This window comes from Lawsonibacter sp. (genome assembly GCF_022777125.1).
Classification (GTDB): Bacteria; Bacillota; Clostridia; order Oscillospirales; family Oscillospiraceae; genus Lawsonibacter_A; species Lawsonibacter_A hominis.
Map to the genome: position 1 here is coordinate 1 of NZ_JALFGV010000036.1, position 15,720 is coordinate 15,720.

18 protein-coding genes are annotated in these 15,720 nt (G+C 54.0%); 5 read left to right on the forward strand and 13 right to left on the reverse strand.

Annotated features, from left to right (window positions below):
- Window positions 1–257: 257 nt before the first annotated feature.
- From MR825_RS03020 to MR825_RS03080, 13 genes are all read right to left on the reverse strand, one after another.
- A complete protein-coding gene (locus tag MR825_RS03020; protein ID WP_287878779.1) occupies window positions 258–1,184 on the reverse strand; it encodes a tyrosine-type recombinase/integrase in 927 nt (308 codons plus the stop codon).
- A 1-nt stretch (window position 1,185) separates the two neighbouring features.
- Complete coding sequence (locus MR825_RS03025) at window positions 1,186–1,485, reverse strand: DUF6809 family protein (protein WP_186909077.1); 300 nt, start codon at window positions 1,483–1,485, stop codon at window positions 1,186–1,188.
- 122 nt (window positions 1,486–1,607) lie between these two features.
- A complete protein-coding gene (gene mobL, locus MR825_RS03030) occupies window positions 1,608–2,867 on the reverse strand; it encodes a relaxase MobL (protein ID WP_287878807.1) in 1,260 nt (419 codons plus the stop codon).
- Between the two features lie 23 nt (window positions 2,868–2,890).
- Complete coding sequence (gene mobL, locus MR825_RS03035; RefSeq protein ID WP_353845860.1) at window positions 2,891–3,136, reverse strand: relaxase MobL; 246 nt, start codon at window positions 3,134–3,136, stop codon at window positions 2,891–2,893.
- 39 nt (window positions 3,137–3,175) lie between these two features.
- A complete protein-coding gene (locus MR825_RS03040) occupies window positions 3,176–3,463 on the reverse strand; it encodes a hypothetical protein (RefSeq protein ID WP_287878782.1) in 288 nt (95 codons plus the stop codon).
- Window positions 3,464–3,666: 203 nt separating this feature from the next.
- Entirely contained in the window at window positions 3,667–4,056 is a 390-nt protein-coding gene (locus MR825_RS03045; protein ID WP_186906611.1) for a sigma-70 family RNA polymerase sigma factor, read from the reverse strand.
- 282 nt (window positions 4,057–4,338) lie between these two features.
- Complete coding sequence (locus MR825_RS03050) at window positions 4,339–5,007, reverse strand: MgtC/SapB family protein (RefSeq protein ID WP_243204669.1); 669 nt, start codon at window positions 5,005–5,007, stop codon at window positions 4,339–4,341.
- A 104-nt stretch (window positions 5,008–5,111) separates the two neighbouring features.
- Window positions 5,112–6,638: a bifunctional metallophosphatase/5'-nucleotidase gene (locus MR825_RS03055; RefSeq protein WP_287878787.1), complete on the reverse strand. Its 1,527-nt coding sequence runs from the start codon at window positions 6,636–6,638 to the stop codon at window positions 5,112–5,114.
- Window positions 6,639–6,642: 4 nt separating this feature from the next.
- The gene (gene phnE / locus MR825_RS03060; RefSeq protein WP_287878790.1) at window positions 6,643–7,452 is read right to left on the reverse strand and encodes a phosphonate ABC transporter, permease protein PhnE; all 810 of its coding nucleotides are present in this window, start codon (window positions 7,450–7,452) and stop codon (window positions 6,643–6,645) included.
- Between the two features lie 14 nt (window positions 7,453–7,466).
- Window positions 7,467–8,288, reverse strand: coding sequence for a phosphonate ABC transporter, permease protein PhnE (gene phnE, locus MR825_RS03065; RefSeq protein WP_287878792.1), 822 nt, complete (start codon window positions 8,286–8,288; stop codon window positions 7,467–7,469).
- Entirely contained in the window at window positions 8,285–9,043 is a 759-nt protein-coding gene (phnC, locus tag MR825_RS03070) for a phosphonate ABC transporter ATP-binding protein (protein ID WP_287878793.1), read from the reverse strand. The genes phnE (MR825_RS03065) and phnC overlap by 4 nt, the downstream gene beginning before the upstream one ends.
- Before the next feature lie 102 nt (window positions 9,044–9,145).
- Window positions 9,146–10,213, reverse strand: a complete 1,068-nt coding sequence (locus tag MR825_RS03075; protein WP_186906616.1) for a PhnD/SsuA/transferrin family substrate-binding protein — start codon at window positions 10,211–10,213, stop codon at window positions 9,146–9,148.
- A gap of 114 nt (window positions 10,214–10,327) precedes the next feature.
- Complete coding sequence (locus tag MR825_RS03080; protein WP_287878798.1) at window positions 10,328–11,098, reverse strand: MurR/RpiR family transcriptional regulator; 771 nt, start codon at window positions 11,096–11,098, stop codon at window positions 10,328–10,330.
- A 534-nt stretch (window positions 11,099–11,632) separates the two neighbouring features.
- Between MR825_RS03080 and MR825_RS03085 the strand changes: the two genes are divergently transcribed.
- From MR825_RS03085 to MR825_RS03105, 5 genes are all read left to right on the forward strand, one after another.
- On the forward strand, window positions 11,633–12,382 hold the full coding sequence (locus MR825_RS03085) for a GntR family transcriptional regulator (protein WP_186906618.1): 750 nt from the start codon (window positions 11,633–11,635) through the stop codon (window positions 12,380–12,382).
- A complete protein-coding gene (locus tag MR825_RS03090) occupies window positions 12,372–13,097 on the forward strand; it encodes a GntR family transcriptional regulator (RefSeq protein WP_186906619.1) in 726 nt (241 codons plus the stop codon). The genes MR825_RS03085 and MR825_RS03090 overlap by 11 nt, the downstream gene beginning before the upstream one ends.
- A 182-nt stretch (window positions 13,098–13,279) precedes the next feature.
- The gene (locus MR825_RS03095) at window positions 13,280–14,383 is read left to right on the forward strand and encodes an ABC transporter ATP-binding protein (RefSeq protein WP_256176546.1); all 1,104 of its coding nucleotides are present in this window, start codon (window positions 13,280–13,282) and stop codon (window positions 14,381–14,383) included.
- Window positions 14,377–15,261 (forward strand): ABC transporter permease, encoded by an 885-nt coding sequence (locus tag MR825_RS03100; RefSeq protein ID WP_287878806.1) that lies wholly within the window; start codon window positions 14,377–14,379, stop codon window positions 15,259–15,261. Before MR825_RS03095 ends, MR825_RS03100 begins: the two co-directional genes overlap by 7 nt.
- A 1-nt stretch (window position 15,262) precedes the next feature.
- Window positions 15,263–15,720, forward strand: a 458-nt coding sequence (locus MR825_RS03105; RefSeq protein ID WP_441328105.1) for an ABC transporter permease, incomplete at its 3' end; no start/stop codon positions are given.

The following is a 15,720-nucleotide window of genomic DNA, read 5'->3' on the forward strand; positions in this document are numbered from 1 at the left end:
AGCCCACCGCGCCGAGCTTACGCTATGGAACGCAGCGAGCCGCTATCTCCATGCAAATCTGCCGAAAGGGACAAAGACCTTGCCTATCTCTGAATGGGAAAAAGAGTACGCCACTCTCAGCGGGCAGAGAACAGCGGAATAAGCCTGCGCTTGAAAACCCTTCAAGCGCAAGCAAAATTTTTTGTCGTGAGCTTGACATACGGGTGCCGTAAATCATGGAACCGAAGGTCAGACAGACTGTTTTCCGTCAGTATCGTTTACAGTTGCCGGTACGCGGTGCTGGGGTTCATCGGGGCTTCTGGCCGCAGCGGATCGTGGAAGATCCATATGGAGTAGGAATGCTTCTTGCGGTTTCGCAGCAGCTCTGCGGTACTGTCAGGCAGGACAATCTTTCGGGTCCCGGCATAGGTCTTGGTGTCGCCTGCCACCAGACGCCCGCCCTTTTCTTTGTGGAGAGTGCGGCTGATGCTCAGAGTTCCTTTCCGCCCGTCAAAGTCGGACCACATGAGGCCGCAGATCTCACCCAGCCGCAGGCCGGTGGTTAGCGCAGTGTAGAAGAAATCGTACCAAATGGGGCCTTGCTTGATAGCATTCATGAAGATGTCTAACTGCTCATCATTCAGGATGGTCATGGCTTTGTGCGCTATCTTGGGTGGCTCTACATGGTCAGCGGGGTTGTTCGGAAGCAGCCGCTGGTCTACCGCAGACTTCAGAGCGTGGTGCAGTGTGGTGTGGATGCCGTGGACGGTGGTGGTGGAGAGTCCTCGGCTCTGGCCGGGGTGGGGATGCACCCGGCCCCGCTCTTTGAGTGTGTCGTAGAGCTTCCGCAAATCTGCCGGTGTGACCTGAGTGAGCTTCTTCCGGCCCAGGTAGGGCTTGACATGGTGTGCCAAATCACTGCGGTAGTGGTCCAAGGTGCTGGGACGGAGGACCAAAGCCATCTGCTCCAGCCAGCGGTCCAGCCAGTCGGATAGGGTCATTTTGCAGTCCCCCGTCAGGTCCACGCCCTGATAGGCAGTGATGTTCTGCCGGAGCTTGACGGTCAGTTCTTTTTGGGTATCGGCATAGATGTATCGGAAGATGGAGTTACCGTTTTCCTTATGGCCGATGACGATGCGGCCCTCCCAGCGGCCATCTTCCCGTTTCCGGACCATGCCGTCGCCCGATGGTCTGCGTTTTGCCAAGTCAATCGCCTCCTTCCTGAATTGCCTGTTTTTCTTCTTCTGCGTCGAAGCCATGAGGCGGATAGCTCATCAATTCCTGATGGATTCCCGTCGCCAGACGGAAGCCGGAGAAGAAACTGTTGAGCGCTGCCTTGTCCCGCAGTTCGATTTCCAAATCAATCAGCCGCAGAAGCGTTCTGCGGTCCTGCTGGTTCAAATGTTCTCTGAGCTGACAGCATTGCACTTTTATCTGCTGTTCCAGCTCCTCACATTCCAACGGTAGGGAGAAGTATTTTTGCAGGGACATCATGTAGTCGTACATGCGTGCGCCTCCTTTGCGTTTGGTAACACAAACACATACCACAACTCCCACCGGAAAGCTACTGATTTTGCGGAAGAAATCCAACGCGTATTCTTTGTTTATGTGGTGCAGTTCCTGACTGTTTACCATCCGCCCATGGTCATGCCGCCCCAGCCCTGGTCTTCATAGTCATCCGGTTTGTGGCCCAGAGCAATTTTCTTTTCCCTGAGCTGCGCCAGCCGCTTGCGGTCGATCTGCATTCCGGTGGAACCGGACTTGGGCAGGGAGTGGTACTGAAAGATATTTCCCATGTGGTGGAGCAGTCTGGTCACGGACAGAATGACAGAGGGCGGTTTGAAGTCATCCAGGCGCTCCAGGAAGAATTGTGCGTAGGCGTCGCCCTGGTCTGCTGCCCGCTTCAACCAGTGGATGGCCGCGTCCATGTCGTGGGGAACGCTCCGCCCCATGAGGTACAGCTTGCCCAGCATGTACTGCCCAAACTGATTTCCCATCTCTGCCGCCTGGGTGAAGTAGGCCACGGCCTGTTCCTCGTCCTGCTCCACGAACTTGCCGCGCAGGTATTCCTTGCCCAGACGGTAGGCGGCGTAGTCACTGCCGTTCTGAGTGGCAGCTTTCAGCCAGCGGATGCCTTCTTCGACGTCGTGTACCTCCGAATCGTCAGAGAGATATAATTTGCCCAGGGCGTACTGCGCCACAGGAAGGTCCTGCATCGCCGCCTGGGCAAACCAGTACCGGGCGTTCACAGAGTCGGGGACCAATAGGCCACCGTCCCGATACAGCTTGCCCATGAAATATTGTGCGTAGGCGTCGCCGTCTTCCGCCAGCTCATTCAGACTGTTTGCGGTGTAGTCCCTGTCGTCCAGCGGGGTGTCCTCACTGTTGATGGCATCCCAGCAATCCCAGCAGTCGTAGGAGAGCCGCCGGTCATCGAACCATTCGTCCTCTCGTTCCAATTCTTTGTCCTCAAAGGAGACTGTGCCCATGCGGATATGCTCCGCCTCCCGGATGACGGCGTTCTTGATGGCCCGGAATTCTTTCTGCTCAGAGAGCTTTGGGCGTTTGCGCTCCTTCTCAGAATAGTGATCGTCCACCTGACATTGGAGCTGCCACCACTGGTCGTAGCACTCGCTGACGACCGGCAGACGCCCCATCTGATCCACGATCTCGTCCACGATTTTCTTCGCCTGCTTCGGAAGATAGCCGTAAGACTTTTTTCCGTGGACCGATTCCAGCTGAGAGGACAGCTCCTGCATGAGCCGCTCCGTGTCCGGCTGGTCGCAGATGCTGCTTCGCATTTGCCGGGTCAACTCCCGCAGTGACTTTCTGGTTTGGCGAACCAACTCATCACGGGAAACAGATTTCTGCTCATAGATGTGCAGCATCTCCTGACGGAAGATCTGATTGGTCAGCTCGGATTTGATCTGCCGGAGTCCCTGGAGAGATAGGCCTGCCCCGGCTTTGCCGACCACGCCATCATATGTACATGGGGATGGTCCCCCTCATTGTGAAACGCAGCGTACCAGCGGAAGTCCTCCAGCGGAATATTCATGGCGGCAGCGATATCATTTCTGTTTGTCCGCAGGAGAGCACGCCACGCCTGGACATTGTCATACCCCAGGCGGGCGGCGTCCTCACGCTTCAGAGAGAGGATGTGCGTCCATACATTTGATAACCAACTTTTTAGGTTTCATCAATCATCCTCCACAAAATCAGAATTCACCTCCGGGCGGAACATCTGTAAAAATTCATCCACCGAGTTGACGATCCCAGCCTGCTTCAGATATTGATAGCGGACCAGATCGCAGAGCGTCCGGCAGTTGATCTCTGCGCACTCCAACAATTTATCCATTGCGATCATCTGGTGGTAGGTAGTTAGTTTGGTAGGCTTGTCAGGTGCCTTCGCAAAAGCTCTCACCAGTTCCTCCGCTGGCATATCATCATCAAGGTCCTGCTTCATCTCCTGAATGATGTAGTCCATGGTTTCCCTCTCAGCTGTGATCCTCAAAAGCTGTATCAGCACTTGATTGTGTATCTTGAATTGGGTCATGAACATCCGCTCCTTTTGTAGTCAGATGAGACGCACTCGGCTGCGGCCTCCAGCCGGTGAACTTTGTCCCTCACTTATAAGGACACTCAAAGGCGGTTTGTAAACCAGAAAAATAAAAAAATTGAGGGGCCCTGTCATGAGACAGAGTTCCTCAACTTTTCGTGAAGCTTTTTCAGCCGCTTGGATACGGCCATCTTGGAGATCCCATAGACCTTGCCGATCTCCTCCATGGTCAGTTCCCCGCCATAGCGAAGAGAGATCAGGTCTTGGCCCTGGTCATCCAAATTTCCGACGGCCTTTCGCAGATTTTCAAGTCGGAGGTTCCGGAGGACAGTATCCTCCACGGGACGCCTGACACTATCCGAGCAGAACAGCACCGTTTCAAACTCACTTTTACTCAGATGCCTTTGGTCCTGCTTTTCCTGCGCCTGTTCCCGTTTCCGATCCTGCTCCAGGAAGTCTGCGACCTCCTTTGGCACTGATACTTGCTCACCATTGTATTCGATAACGACAATGTCGTTCATTTGTGTCCTTTCCGCTTTCGACGGAAAGATACACACCCACGCTGCCGGCACAGCGCCAAAAACTGTAGACCTTCATGGAAGTTTCCTTCGTACAGGGTGGTGTTGGTGCCCTACGAGGCTCATGAACGTCTGAGGTCACACAGGGGTGTGGACCTCACCGGAAAGCTGCGAGATTGGCTTTCGCCTAATTTAATGATAGAACGAACCAGCATACATGTCAAGGCACATACAGTTTTTTACAGTAAAGGCGCGTCCGGCTGGGCAAATAAAAGCCGTTTTGTTTTATGCATCCTCGACAAAAAGGATTCCGTTTGTAACTCGCAGAGCAGACAACAGCGCATTGCGATCCGAATCCCGCCCCGAACGCTGGACATCAATGATAGCTCCATTGATTGGCGCATTGTTGCCACCGGTATATTCGAGATTAGATAGATGCCACTCGTACTCTCTCAATGTTGCGAGAATGGTTGAGAATGGTGTTTCTGTAGTGTATTCAATATAAAATCGCATAACGGTAGAGTCTTTTAGGTACTTTGCATCCAGATGATTCAATGTTGCAATAACTGCAAACAAAAATGCGCACATAATTACCGCAGCTTCATAGAATCCGCTTCCAACAACAAGCCCCATACATGCGGATGCCCATAATCCAGCAGCCGTTGTAAGTCCTTTAATGTGTTGCCCCCGATGATGGCCCGTGATGATAATGCTGCCAGCTCCGAGAAAGCCAATTCCGCTGATGACCTGAGCGCCCAAACGAGACGGGTCGGTGCTGGAGTCTGAATAGACCGAAAGGAATTGACTCAACATCATAACGGACGCAGCGCCAATGCAAACAACAATATGTGTACGCAGTCCTGCAGCGTGCTTCCGCTTGCCGCGCTCATATCCAATCACAGCACCGCACGCAGTTGCGAGCAGAAAACGAAAGAAAATAGAAACTATTGACAACCCTCTTAACGTGTCCAGAAAATATAATATCTTCCCCGCCTCCTTCCGGATGCAATCAGATTGGCAAACACTATGGTAACAGACGGAGTTCTACTGAAGTGAGATCACACTTTTTCGATGAGCACACAGCAATTGGACGGATTTTCTACGGTCAGAAGTGGCTTGCTCTTGAAAAAATCCAAAATCAAATCCGACATTTCTGCGTTGATCTCTCGGACAACCGGGCAATGCAAATACATGGGGTAGCCTCCGGCACCGCTGGCCCGATAGCTGTTGACACAAATCGTAAAGCTGTCCTGTGCGGTCACTGGCCGCCCATGATACATTAGGCTGGATACTCTTTGACCGATGGGGCGTTTAACATCTATGGTGTAGTCCACGCCAGCATAGTAATCAAAGTTGTAGTGTTCGACTTTTGGCTTGAGGAACTGGTCTGATACGCACAACTGTCCATCGTCGTCCAGCGCAAAATACTCAGCACTTCGTTCAATGGCTTTCCGCAGAACTTCGCCACTGATTTCCAATACCGTCAGCGTATTTGTATAGGGGTAGGCCGTTAACACATCCTTGCGGTGAACGATCTGTGGAAGTCCGGCTACTTCATTTGCCAAGCTGGTTGCTGAGATTTGGGCTCCGGAACTCGCTAACTGAACCTCATTGAAGAAATTGGCAATATCGTTGCCTTCCGCCGCCATGACGAGAGGAGGGGCCGGAAGCAGCGGGCGATCTAAATGGCCTACCACAACATCCAGCCATGTCTGGGCGCCTTTTTCCATATCTGTGAAGCGATCCAGCAGCGCCGGCTCACATTCCCCGCTGGCGGGAATCGTCTGGCTGGTGATTGCTTTATGCCCATTGGCTACCACGGCTCGTACCGAGAGAAACTCACGACCGGAGTCGGATGGCTGAACAACAAAAGTTCCGAACACCATTTGCCCCGCTACGGACATGTGCTGATGCCCAGTCAATAAAATATCGAAATCAAGTTCCTGACAAATCCGATACCCGATATTCTCTGTACTCTCGCTCAGTACCCGGCCACTGGTCAAATCCCGCTCAAATCCGCCGTGATAGACACAGACAGTTAAGTCTACCTGCCCATGCATCTCGTTCAGGGCCGCCTTTGCGGCGGAAAACGGCTCGGAAATTTTCAGACCTACCAGATGCTCCGGGCGTTCCCATACATTCACATGGTCGGTCACGATGCCGACAATACCGATGCGTAAGCCATTTTCAAGGACATGGATATGCCATGGGAAACGTACCGCACCATCACTGTTTAATGCATTCTGGCAGACGCAGCGGGCATCAAGTGCATTGAGGTATGTAGCCAAATAATCCATGCCAAAATTAAAGTCATGGTTGCCCAGGGTCACATAGTCGTAGCCGCAACTGTTCATGATACTCGAGAATTTTTCGGCATCACCGATGGAGTCATGACAAAATGCGCCCAATGGAGAGCCTTGGAGGAGATCACCGCCATCAATCACCAGTGTGTTTCCGTCCTTACAAAAGCGGTTGGCGCATTTGAAAAGGCCGATATCTCGTTCACCGGGTGTCCGATAGTCTGTGGGGTAGATGTAGGAATGGAGATCAGAGGTGAAATAAATTTGCAGATGTTTTTCTCCCATAGCGTTACCCCCGCGTCAATTTCGTGCGGATCTTTGCGGAGATCCACTCAATAATCAGAACCAACAAGATCAATCCCAACAGGATAGATCCGACCTCATTCCACCGGTAGGCACTCATGGCAAAAATCAGCGGTGCGCCGATACCGCCTGCGCCAACCAAGCCCAACACGGTGGCGTCTCGGAGATTCATGTCAAACCGATAGATCAGCGTGGACATGAAATCCGGGAACAGCTGGGGCAGGATTCCGTAGCGGATCTTCTGAAATGTTGTGCACCCTGCGGCGTCAAGAGACTCCAGAATGCGTTTATCCAAGTCCTCAATGCTCTCGATGAAGTTTTTCGAGACCATGCCTATCGAGCAAAGGGACATGGTGAGCAGGCCCGCAAAGGGGCCGGGGCCAGTGACCCGAATAAACATCAGTCCATAGATAAACGCAGGGATCGTGCGGATGGCAGCAATCGCAAAGCGTCCGATCAGTGCAATGGGACGGGGCATCAGGTTAGATGCCGACAGGAAAGACAGCGGCACAGAGATGACCGCGCCAACAATCGTGCCCAGGAAGGCTATGCACAGAGTCTCCAGCAGCAGATATGCCACGCCGGACGTGGTGAAGTTGAACAGCAGCTTCGTGTCCGGATGAAAAATGCCAGAGAGGATATTTCCGGCAACCTCCAGCCCGTTTCCCGTTTCGTTGCTGATGACCACCGTAGAACTCGACCATGCCAAAACGCAGGCGATGGCAAAGGCAAGGAGCAACTTGTAGATCCATGTTTGCGGGGCGTTTTCATACGCTGCTTTAATGGTGTTTTCCATGTTGCCGCCCCCTTTCAAGTCAAGTGCTTACGGACCGCATGGCTGAACCACTCAATGATCACCACGGTCACAAACAGGACAATCAAAATCATTCCAACACTGCTATATTCACGCCAGCCGATTTTCTCATTCATAATAAGACCCAGGCCACCGGCGCCAACATAACCCAAAATAGAGGCATAGCGGACATTGCCCTCCAGGCAGAACAAGGACACAGAGAGGTACGTCGGAAGCACCTGGGGAAATACCGCCGTAATGAACGCCCGCACGCGCGTTGCGCCCAGAGCCTCCATTGCTTCAAAGGGGCCCATATCCACAGTCTCAATTATCTCAAAAAGCTGCTTGCCAATGTATGCAAACGTAAATACCGCAATCGCGCAGGTGCCTGCCATGGTGCCCAGACCAAAAATGTAAGTAGCGATCAACGCGCAGACCAGTGTTGGCAGCGTGCGGACCAAGCTCAGAAACAGGCGCACGACAAAAAGGACGACCGGATTGGTGACAATATTACTGGCGGCAAGAACCGCAAACGGCACGGCCAGTACCGCACCAACGAAAGAGCCTAAAATCGACATTTTGATAGTGTCCCACAACGGTTGCCAAATTTTGGGGAGATAATCGGTTTTGGGTGGGAACATATCTCTCAGAATATCGAAGAACTTACTTCCGTTGTTCGCCAAAACAGTGAAGTTAAAGCCTGTGACATTTACCGATATGACCGTGCAAATCAGCAGGATCAGCAGGATCAGCGGCAGTCGGGTAAATTTCTCCTCAACCACTTTTCCATTAGGCAACATGTATTGCCGTGGCTTGAAAATACGGTCGTATAGTTTCATGCCGTCCCCTCCTGCTTGGCAGCCTCCCCATAGATAGAGTCTAGTACCGTCTGGTCAACTTCTTTGGAAGGGCCATCATAGACAATTTTACCCGCACGGATACCGATGATGCGGTCGGCATATTCGATGGCGAGCTCAACATGGTGGATGTTCAGCAAAATGGAGATGCCCATTTCTTTGTTGATACGGACAAAATCCTCCATGACCTGCTTTGCGGTGACAGGGTCCAGTGCGGCCACCGGCTCGTCGGCAAGGATGATCTTCGGTTTCTGAGCCAGCGTCCGGGCCAGAGCGACACGCTGCTGCTGGCCGCCGGATAGTTGGTCGGCTCGAATGTATGCCTTATCCAAAATCCCGACCTTATCAAGAGACTCCAGAGCTGTGATCTTATCCTCCTTGCGGAAAGCGCCCAACAATACCCTCCAGAATGGCATTTCCGGGACTCGGGCGGACAGGACGTTTCGGATCACGGTGGTTCTGGACACCAGATTGAAGGACTGGAACACCATGCCGATCTCACGCCGGAAATGCCGCAGAGCCTTGCCCCGCAGGCCGCTGACGTTGGTATCATTGACGGTCAGCGTTCCTTTGCTGATGTCGTGCATCCGGTTCACGGCGCGCAGCAACGTGGACTTACCTGCGCCAGAACGTCCAATGATGGCGACAAACTCACCGTCCTGGATCGTCAGATTTACATCGTCCAGACCAACTGTGCCATTGGGATAAATTTTCGATACATGGTCAAATACGATCATGAGGTACACCTCGTTTCTTGATAGAACGCGGAGGAGAGGACGCCCCTCCGGCGTATGCCTGGGGAAATCCTCTCCTCCGAATTAGGGGCGATTTTGGGATGATTAGTTTGCAGTCAGTTCCTGAATCAACTGCTGAGCGGCCCGCTCGTTATCATAGTCGGAGGACTGGGCCTTCTGATAGCCGTTGTGGCTGTAAATAGCGATGACTTCCTTGCCCTCGGGGGTATTGCCGATATTGATGAATGCCTCCTGGAGAGCAGCAACCATGTCAGCATCCATATTGGGTGCGGACTTACTGACGGAAACGGTATCATTGTAGATGGGAGCGGTGACGCCGATCACGCCGGTCTCCTCCCAGATGGAGCCTTCACGGTTAAACTCGGTGTTCCAACGCTCGGCATAGTCACGGCGGGCGTCGGCATAGGTCACCAGAACGTCAACCTGACCAGAGGCCAGACGAGCAAAGGCGCTGGCATAGGAATCGGACTGGACCGCGCTGGCGAGGTCGGTAATGCCCTTTTCATAGCGATCCTGGAGCCACAGAGAAGGATAGATGTAACCGGCGGGAGAGGAAGAACCCATAACGCTCCAGTTGGCGCCGTTCAGGTCATCCCAAGTCAGCTCTTCGCCGGCATTGACCTTGGCAGTCAGCGCCTGGCCCTTTTCAGAGGGACCAGCGATCATCAGAGCACGATAGGAAACAGCCTGCTTCGTAGAAGCCTCGGTAGGCTGGCCATCGTTCCAATCCTTCGCGTCATCGAAGTCCTTGCTGAGACCGTCGCGGGTGGCGGTCAGGATAACATCACAGCCATCATCATAGAGAACATAAGTGCCGCCGGGAATCAGGCCCACATCGGCAGTGCCTGCACCCAGAGCCTCACCAACAGCTTCGTAGGTGGTGCCCACGTTGATGACGACTTCGCCAATGTCATAGCCCTGATTCAGCATTTCATCCTTCAGGAGCTGCTTCAGAGGCTCAGTAACCGTGATGATCTCGCCGGGCTCACGAGACGGGACAAAGTACACGCTCAGCTTATCAACCTTCTTGGGGCCGGTTTCCTCCTGAGAATCCGCAGGAGGGGGATTGTCCGTCTGGGGTTTGTCGCCGCAGCCTGCCAGCAGGCCAATGCACATCACCAAGGACAGCGCAAGAGCAAAAAACTTTTTCATAATAAACCTCCCGTTTCATTTTGTTTTTTGTTTAGCCACCGTCCTAAAGCAGACGGTATGCTATCTGCAATTACAGTATAGCATACCGCCACGAGTAAAAATTTTCCGTTTGAGTTATTTTATTTCGACTGTATCCGATTCTCCAATCGTCCGGAAATAATAACCCATCAATTCCTCAAACGCCAGAATAACCCGGCCAAAAAATGGGTTAGGAATTCCGCCGACCAGCATTTGCTTTGCTCCGTCAACGATGAGCACTAAGTCCGACAACTGGGCTAATGTGGAGTTTTCTCTTTTGGTGAAGCAGATAATCTTGAATCCCTTTGATTTGGCTGTTCGCACATCGTTCAGTACGGGCACTGCTTCACCGCTCTGGGAAATAGCGATCATAAGGGATGGCTCAATATTGGTCACGAGCGCCTTGCTTTCTTTATGGAAAATCATAAAGTCGTAAAAATGCACCCGATTAAATACCATGAAGCCACAGACGGCCAACCGCTGAACGATATAGTCTGCTACTAAATCAGCAAAGCCGCTGCCATCCGCGAAAATCTTTTGATTTTGAAACTCAGACAGCAAAGCACAAAATTTCTTGCCTATATTTTCATCGTAGTTGTCCACTAACTCGCGGATAGCGGCATCTCTCGGAGTCTGACTGTACACATTGACCCGTTGAGAAAGATGGTAGTAGAGCTCACTATAGCCATCGAAACCCAAGCGTTTGCACATCTTAATAATAAATGTGGATGAGACAAAGTTTTCGTTTGCAATCTGTTGGATGCCAATACGACCGTCTCCGCGTTCTATATGCCCGATGATATCTGTAATGATGCGAGTTTCCTCGTCTGATAGAAGATTGGTAAAGAGATAGTAGTTACCGTTCAACGGGCTTCCCTCCTGCCATATAGCGTGGATTTCGATTATAGTATGACATTTTTTCAAAAAATTGCAACCGTTCATATTTGAAGACTGCTATACAGAGGCAATATCGGGCTTTTTTTGTTTAAGGCGGGTCAGATTTTGATTTCCTGCATTGGAATAAATCAGGGGAATATCTCGTTCTTCTGCGTTAAACTGTAGGCATATAAGACTGCCTGTTTGTCCTTGCGAGGACGTTGCTCTACTTTTGCATACGTATTGTACCGGATCATGTCGGGCTGCTTTGCTGGTGATAAGCAGGTTTGCAGGCATTCAAAAGGTTCTAGGGCCGTATCTCCCGATGCCGTTTTCGGTCCTAAGCGCGGAGACGCACACTTTGTCTTGTGTGAGCCTCCGCTTTGTTTTTTGACCGGCCATCAGGTTTTGCACAATGATTGAACGGCGCTTGCCAGGGGCCATACGAAGGGTTGAGGCAAACTGCCGCTTGCGGGGCAGGGGCGGCTATGCTATGATAAAGTCATACCAATTTGGAGGAGATCGATGGTGGACAAGGTCAGACGATACACCCCTCGCCCACGGCAGGCGGCCCAGGAGGCCATCGAGGCATATATCATAAGAAATCAGATGAAGGGCAACGACAAGTTTCCGCCCGAGCGGACCATGTGCCAGATGTGGGGACTGAACCGCAGCACGTTGCGCAGCACCCTGGCCCGGATGGTGAGCGACGGGCGCGTGCATGCGGTCCAGGGCAGCGGGACCTGCTTTACCCCGCGGGTAGACCGGGTGCTGCAGGATCTGAAAAGCTTTACCCAATACGCGGCCGATCTGGGCATGAAGCCGGAAACCCGGCTGCTGGGTCTTTCCATGGTGGAGTGTGATAAACAGCTGGCACGGCGCTTTCAGCGTGTGCTGGGAGAAAGGCTGTACCGTGTCATCCGCCTTCGGATGCTGGACGGGACCCCGCTCATGATCGAGACCGCCTATATCCCCGCCGCGCTGACCCCGGGGCTGGAGGAGCGGGATTTGGTAGGCGGGTCCCTCTTTGCCGTCATGGAGGAGAACTATCACCTGATCATGCACCACGGCTATGAGAGAATCAGCATTACCACCACTACGCCCGAGGAGGCCGATTACCTGGGGACGGCGGCTGGGGTGCCTGCCTTCTGGATCGTCAGCGAAGTCTATGGCGACGACGGGTCCCTCATTGAATATTGCCGCACCATCGGGCGCTGTGACCGGATGCAGATGAGCAGCACCCTCTACTGGATCGGGGGCGGGGATGAAGGATAAACTGACCGACCGTTCCCCTCTGCACACCCAGCTGCGGGAAGTGATTCGCGCTAAGATCGACGAGGGAGAGTATCCGCCGGGAACGTGCATCCCTTCGGAGAGCCAGCTGTCGGAGGCCTACGGCCTCAACCGCCTGTCGGTGCGGAGCGCCCTGGCGGCGCTGGAATATGAGGGGCTTCTCCACAGTGTGCAGGGCAAGGGCGTTTTTGTCACCGCCCCCAAGCTGGAACGGGACATGGAGACCCTGGGCGGCTTTCGGCAGACCATGCGGGAGCGGAGCCAGCGCCCCGGCACACGGGTGCTCATCAAGGCGCTTCGGCAGGCGGGACCCCTCTACGCTCAGATCCTGGGCTGTGCCCCGGAAGAGGACATCTGGTATGTCCGGCGCATCTGCCAGGCAAATGGGAAGCCCATCGCGCTGGAGGAGATCTTCATTCCCACCGACGTGGTACCCGGCTTTGAAGAGGTGGACATCAATCTCTTCTCCATCTTCGAGGTCTATCGATGGAATGGGATCTACCCGGTTCGGGGGGAACAGCGTCTTGCCATCACCCATCTGGATCCGGCTGAGGCCAGGCTGATCGGCCTCAGGGAGGAGAACGCCGTCCTGGAGTTTTCCGGCGCCACCTACGACCGGGAGGGGCGGGCCATCGAGTTCTCCCGCAGCTATACCCACAGCGACCGTTGCGAGTTCCTGGTCCATTTTCAAAGGTAAATATTATACCAATTTATGCTTTGGTATTATTTCATGACCGCTATTTTTGGAATAGTGGTCATTTTTTATGTTTGAGCCTTGTATAATATACTAAAAACTGTTTAGAATGTACATTTTACATTGAAATTGGTACAAAAAAGATATATACTTATCTCATCCTGGAGAGCAAAGGAGTGGGAGGAATGGCAGCTTCCATCGTATCTCTGCGGAATGTGGAGAAATGGTACGGCAATAACCATGTCGTCAAAGACATGAACCTGGAGATCGAAGAGGGAGAATTTTTGACGCTGCTGGGGCCGTCCGGCTGCGGAAAGACCACGACCCTGCGCATGATTGCGGGCTTCGAAGACGCCACTGAGGGCAGCATTGAGGTCCAGGGCGTCCGCGTGGAGGAGAAGGAGCCCTTCCAGCGGGACGTGAACACGGTCTTTCAGAACTATTCCCTCTTCCCGCACATGACGGTGTATGACAATGTGGCCTATGGTCCCACCATCCGCAAGGTACCCAAGGACGAGATCCGCCGCCGGGTGACCGAGATGCTGGAGCTGGTACAGATGGCCGACTACGAAAAGCGCAAGCCGGAGGCCCTGTCCGGCGGCCAGAAGCAGCGTATCGCCATCGCCCGGGCGCTCATCAACAACCCCAGGGTCCTGCTGCTGGATGAACCGCTGGGAGCCCTGGACCTGAAGCTGCGTAAGCAGATGCAGATCGAGCTTAAGCGCCTTCAGAAGAAGCTGGGCATCACCTTCGTCTATGTTACCCATGACCAGGAAGAGGCCATGACCATGTCCGACCGCATCGCGGTCATGCGGGACGGGGTCATCCTGCAAATGGGCGCGCCCATGGAGATCTATGAGCGCCCGGCCACCCGGTTTGTGGCCGACTTTATCGGTGAATCCAACGTGCTGGAGGGCAGAGTGACCGGCGTGGAAGAGGGCGCGCTTTTGGTGGAGACCCCTGCGGGGGGCGTCCGGTGCCGGGGCCGGGGCTTCGGGGTGGGGGACGCGCTGTGCGTGGCCATCCGGCCCGAGTACCTCCGCGTTTCCAGAGAACCGGTGGCCGGGTTTTCCCTGCCTGCAACGGTGAAGGACTTCATCTATATGGGCGCCCTGATCAAGACCAGCCTGGACCTGAAGAACGGCCAGGAGGTCAAGCTCTCCCGCCTGGAGGCCGACCCCGCGCTGCGGGAGGGGGACGCGGTGCATATCTGGTGGGAGGACGAGAAAGCGGTCGCCATCCATGACGACTCCGGGGAGGGCGCGGTCCGGGAGGCGGCGGTATGCTGAAGCGCGAAGGAACGCGCCGCGGGAAAAAGCGGCACAGCCGCCTGCCCCTGCTGGCACAGGCGGGCCCCGTCTCCCTGTGGATGATCCTGTTCGTCACCATCCCCATGCTCTTTATCATTTACATCAGCTTTATGACCCGGGGCACTTTCGGCGGCGTGGAGTATGTATTCAGCACCGACAGCTATCAGACGCTGCTGAATGTGGTTTATTTCAAGGTCATTGCCAAGAGCTTTCAGGTGGCCGTGGTGACCACGGTGCTGTGCCTGCTGGTGGGCTATCCCTTTGCGTACTATATCGCCCGCAAGCCGCCTGAGGTGGCCTCCCGCCTTATTATGCTCATCATGATCCCCTTCTGGACCAATTCGCTGATGCGGCTGAACGCCTGGATGCTGCTGTTTCAGGCCAACGGTCCGGTGAATCATGCGCTGATGGCCCTGGGGCTGACGGCTGAGCCCATAAAGTTCATTTACACCGATTGGCTGGTCATGCTGGGCCTGATTACCAATATGCTGCCCTTTGCGGTCCTCCCCATGTACTCCTCCATCGAAAAGCTGCAGAAGTCGATGCTGGAGGCCTCGGCGGACCTGGGGGCAAAGCCGTCGGTCACCTTCCTGCGGGTGACCCTCCCCCTGACCTTCCCCGGTATTTTCTCCGCCATCATTCTCACCTTTATCCCTGCCCTGGGCATTTACACCGTGACCGACATGCTGGGCGGCGGCAAGGTGCTCTACATCGGCAACATCATCAAAAACCAGTTCGGCGCCATCCGGAACTGGCCCCTGGGCGCGGCGCTGAGCGTGCTGCTGCTGGCGATCACCGCGCTGCTCATCTTCATTTATATGCGCTTTGCCAAACTCGAGGATATGGAGGTGGTGTGACGTGACGAAGAACAAACGGCTGCGCCGCCGGAAAGCGGCGCGGATCTTGAGCAACCTCTACGCCGTGCTGGTCTATTCCGTCTTCTATATCCCGGTGGCGGTAATGATCGTATTCTCCTTTAACGACGCCAAACGAAACTACTACTGGCAGGGGTTCACCACCGAGTGGTACGGTAAGCTGTTCTCTTTTGCAAATACCGACTTGTGGGACGCGCTGCTTTATTCGCTGATCATCGCCGTGCTGGCCACCCTGATCAGCGTGACCATCGGCGTTTTGGGCGGGATCGGGCTGAAAAAGTTCGAGTTTCGGACCAAGCGCTTTATCAACATGATGATCTATGTGCCCATTATCGTGCCCGAGATCGTGCTGGCGGTGGCGATGCTGATCATTTTTATGACGGTGGGCATCCGTCTGGGCATGGGCACCATCCTCATCGGCCACTGCACCTTCTGCATCCC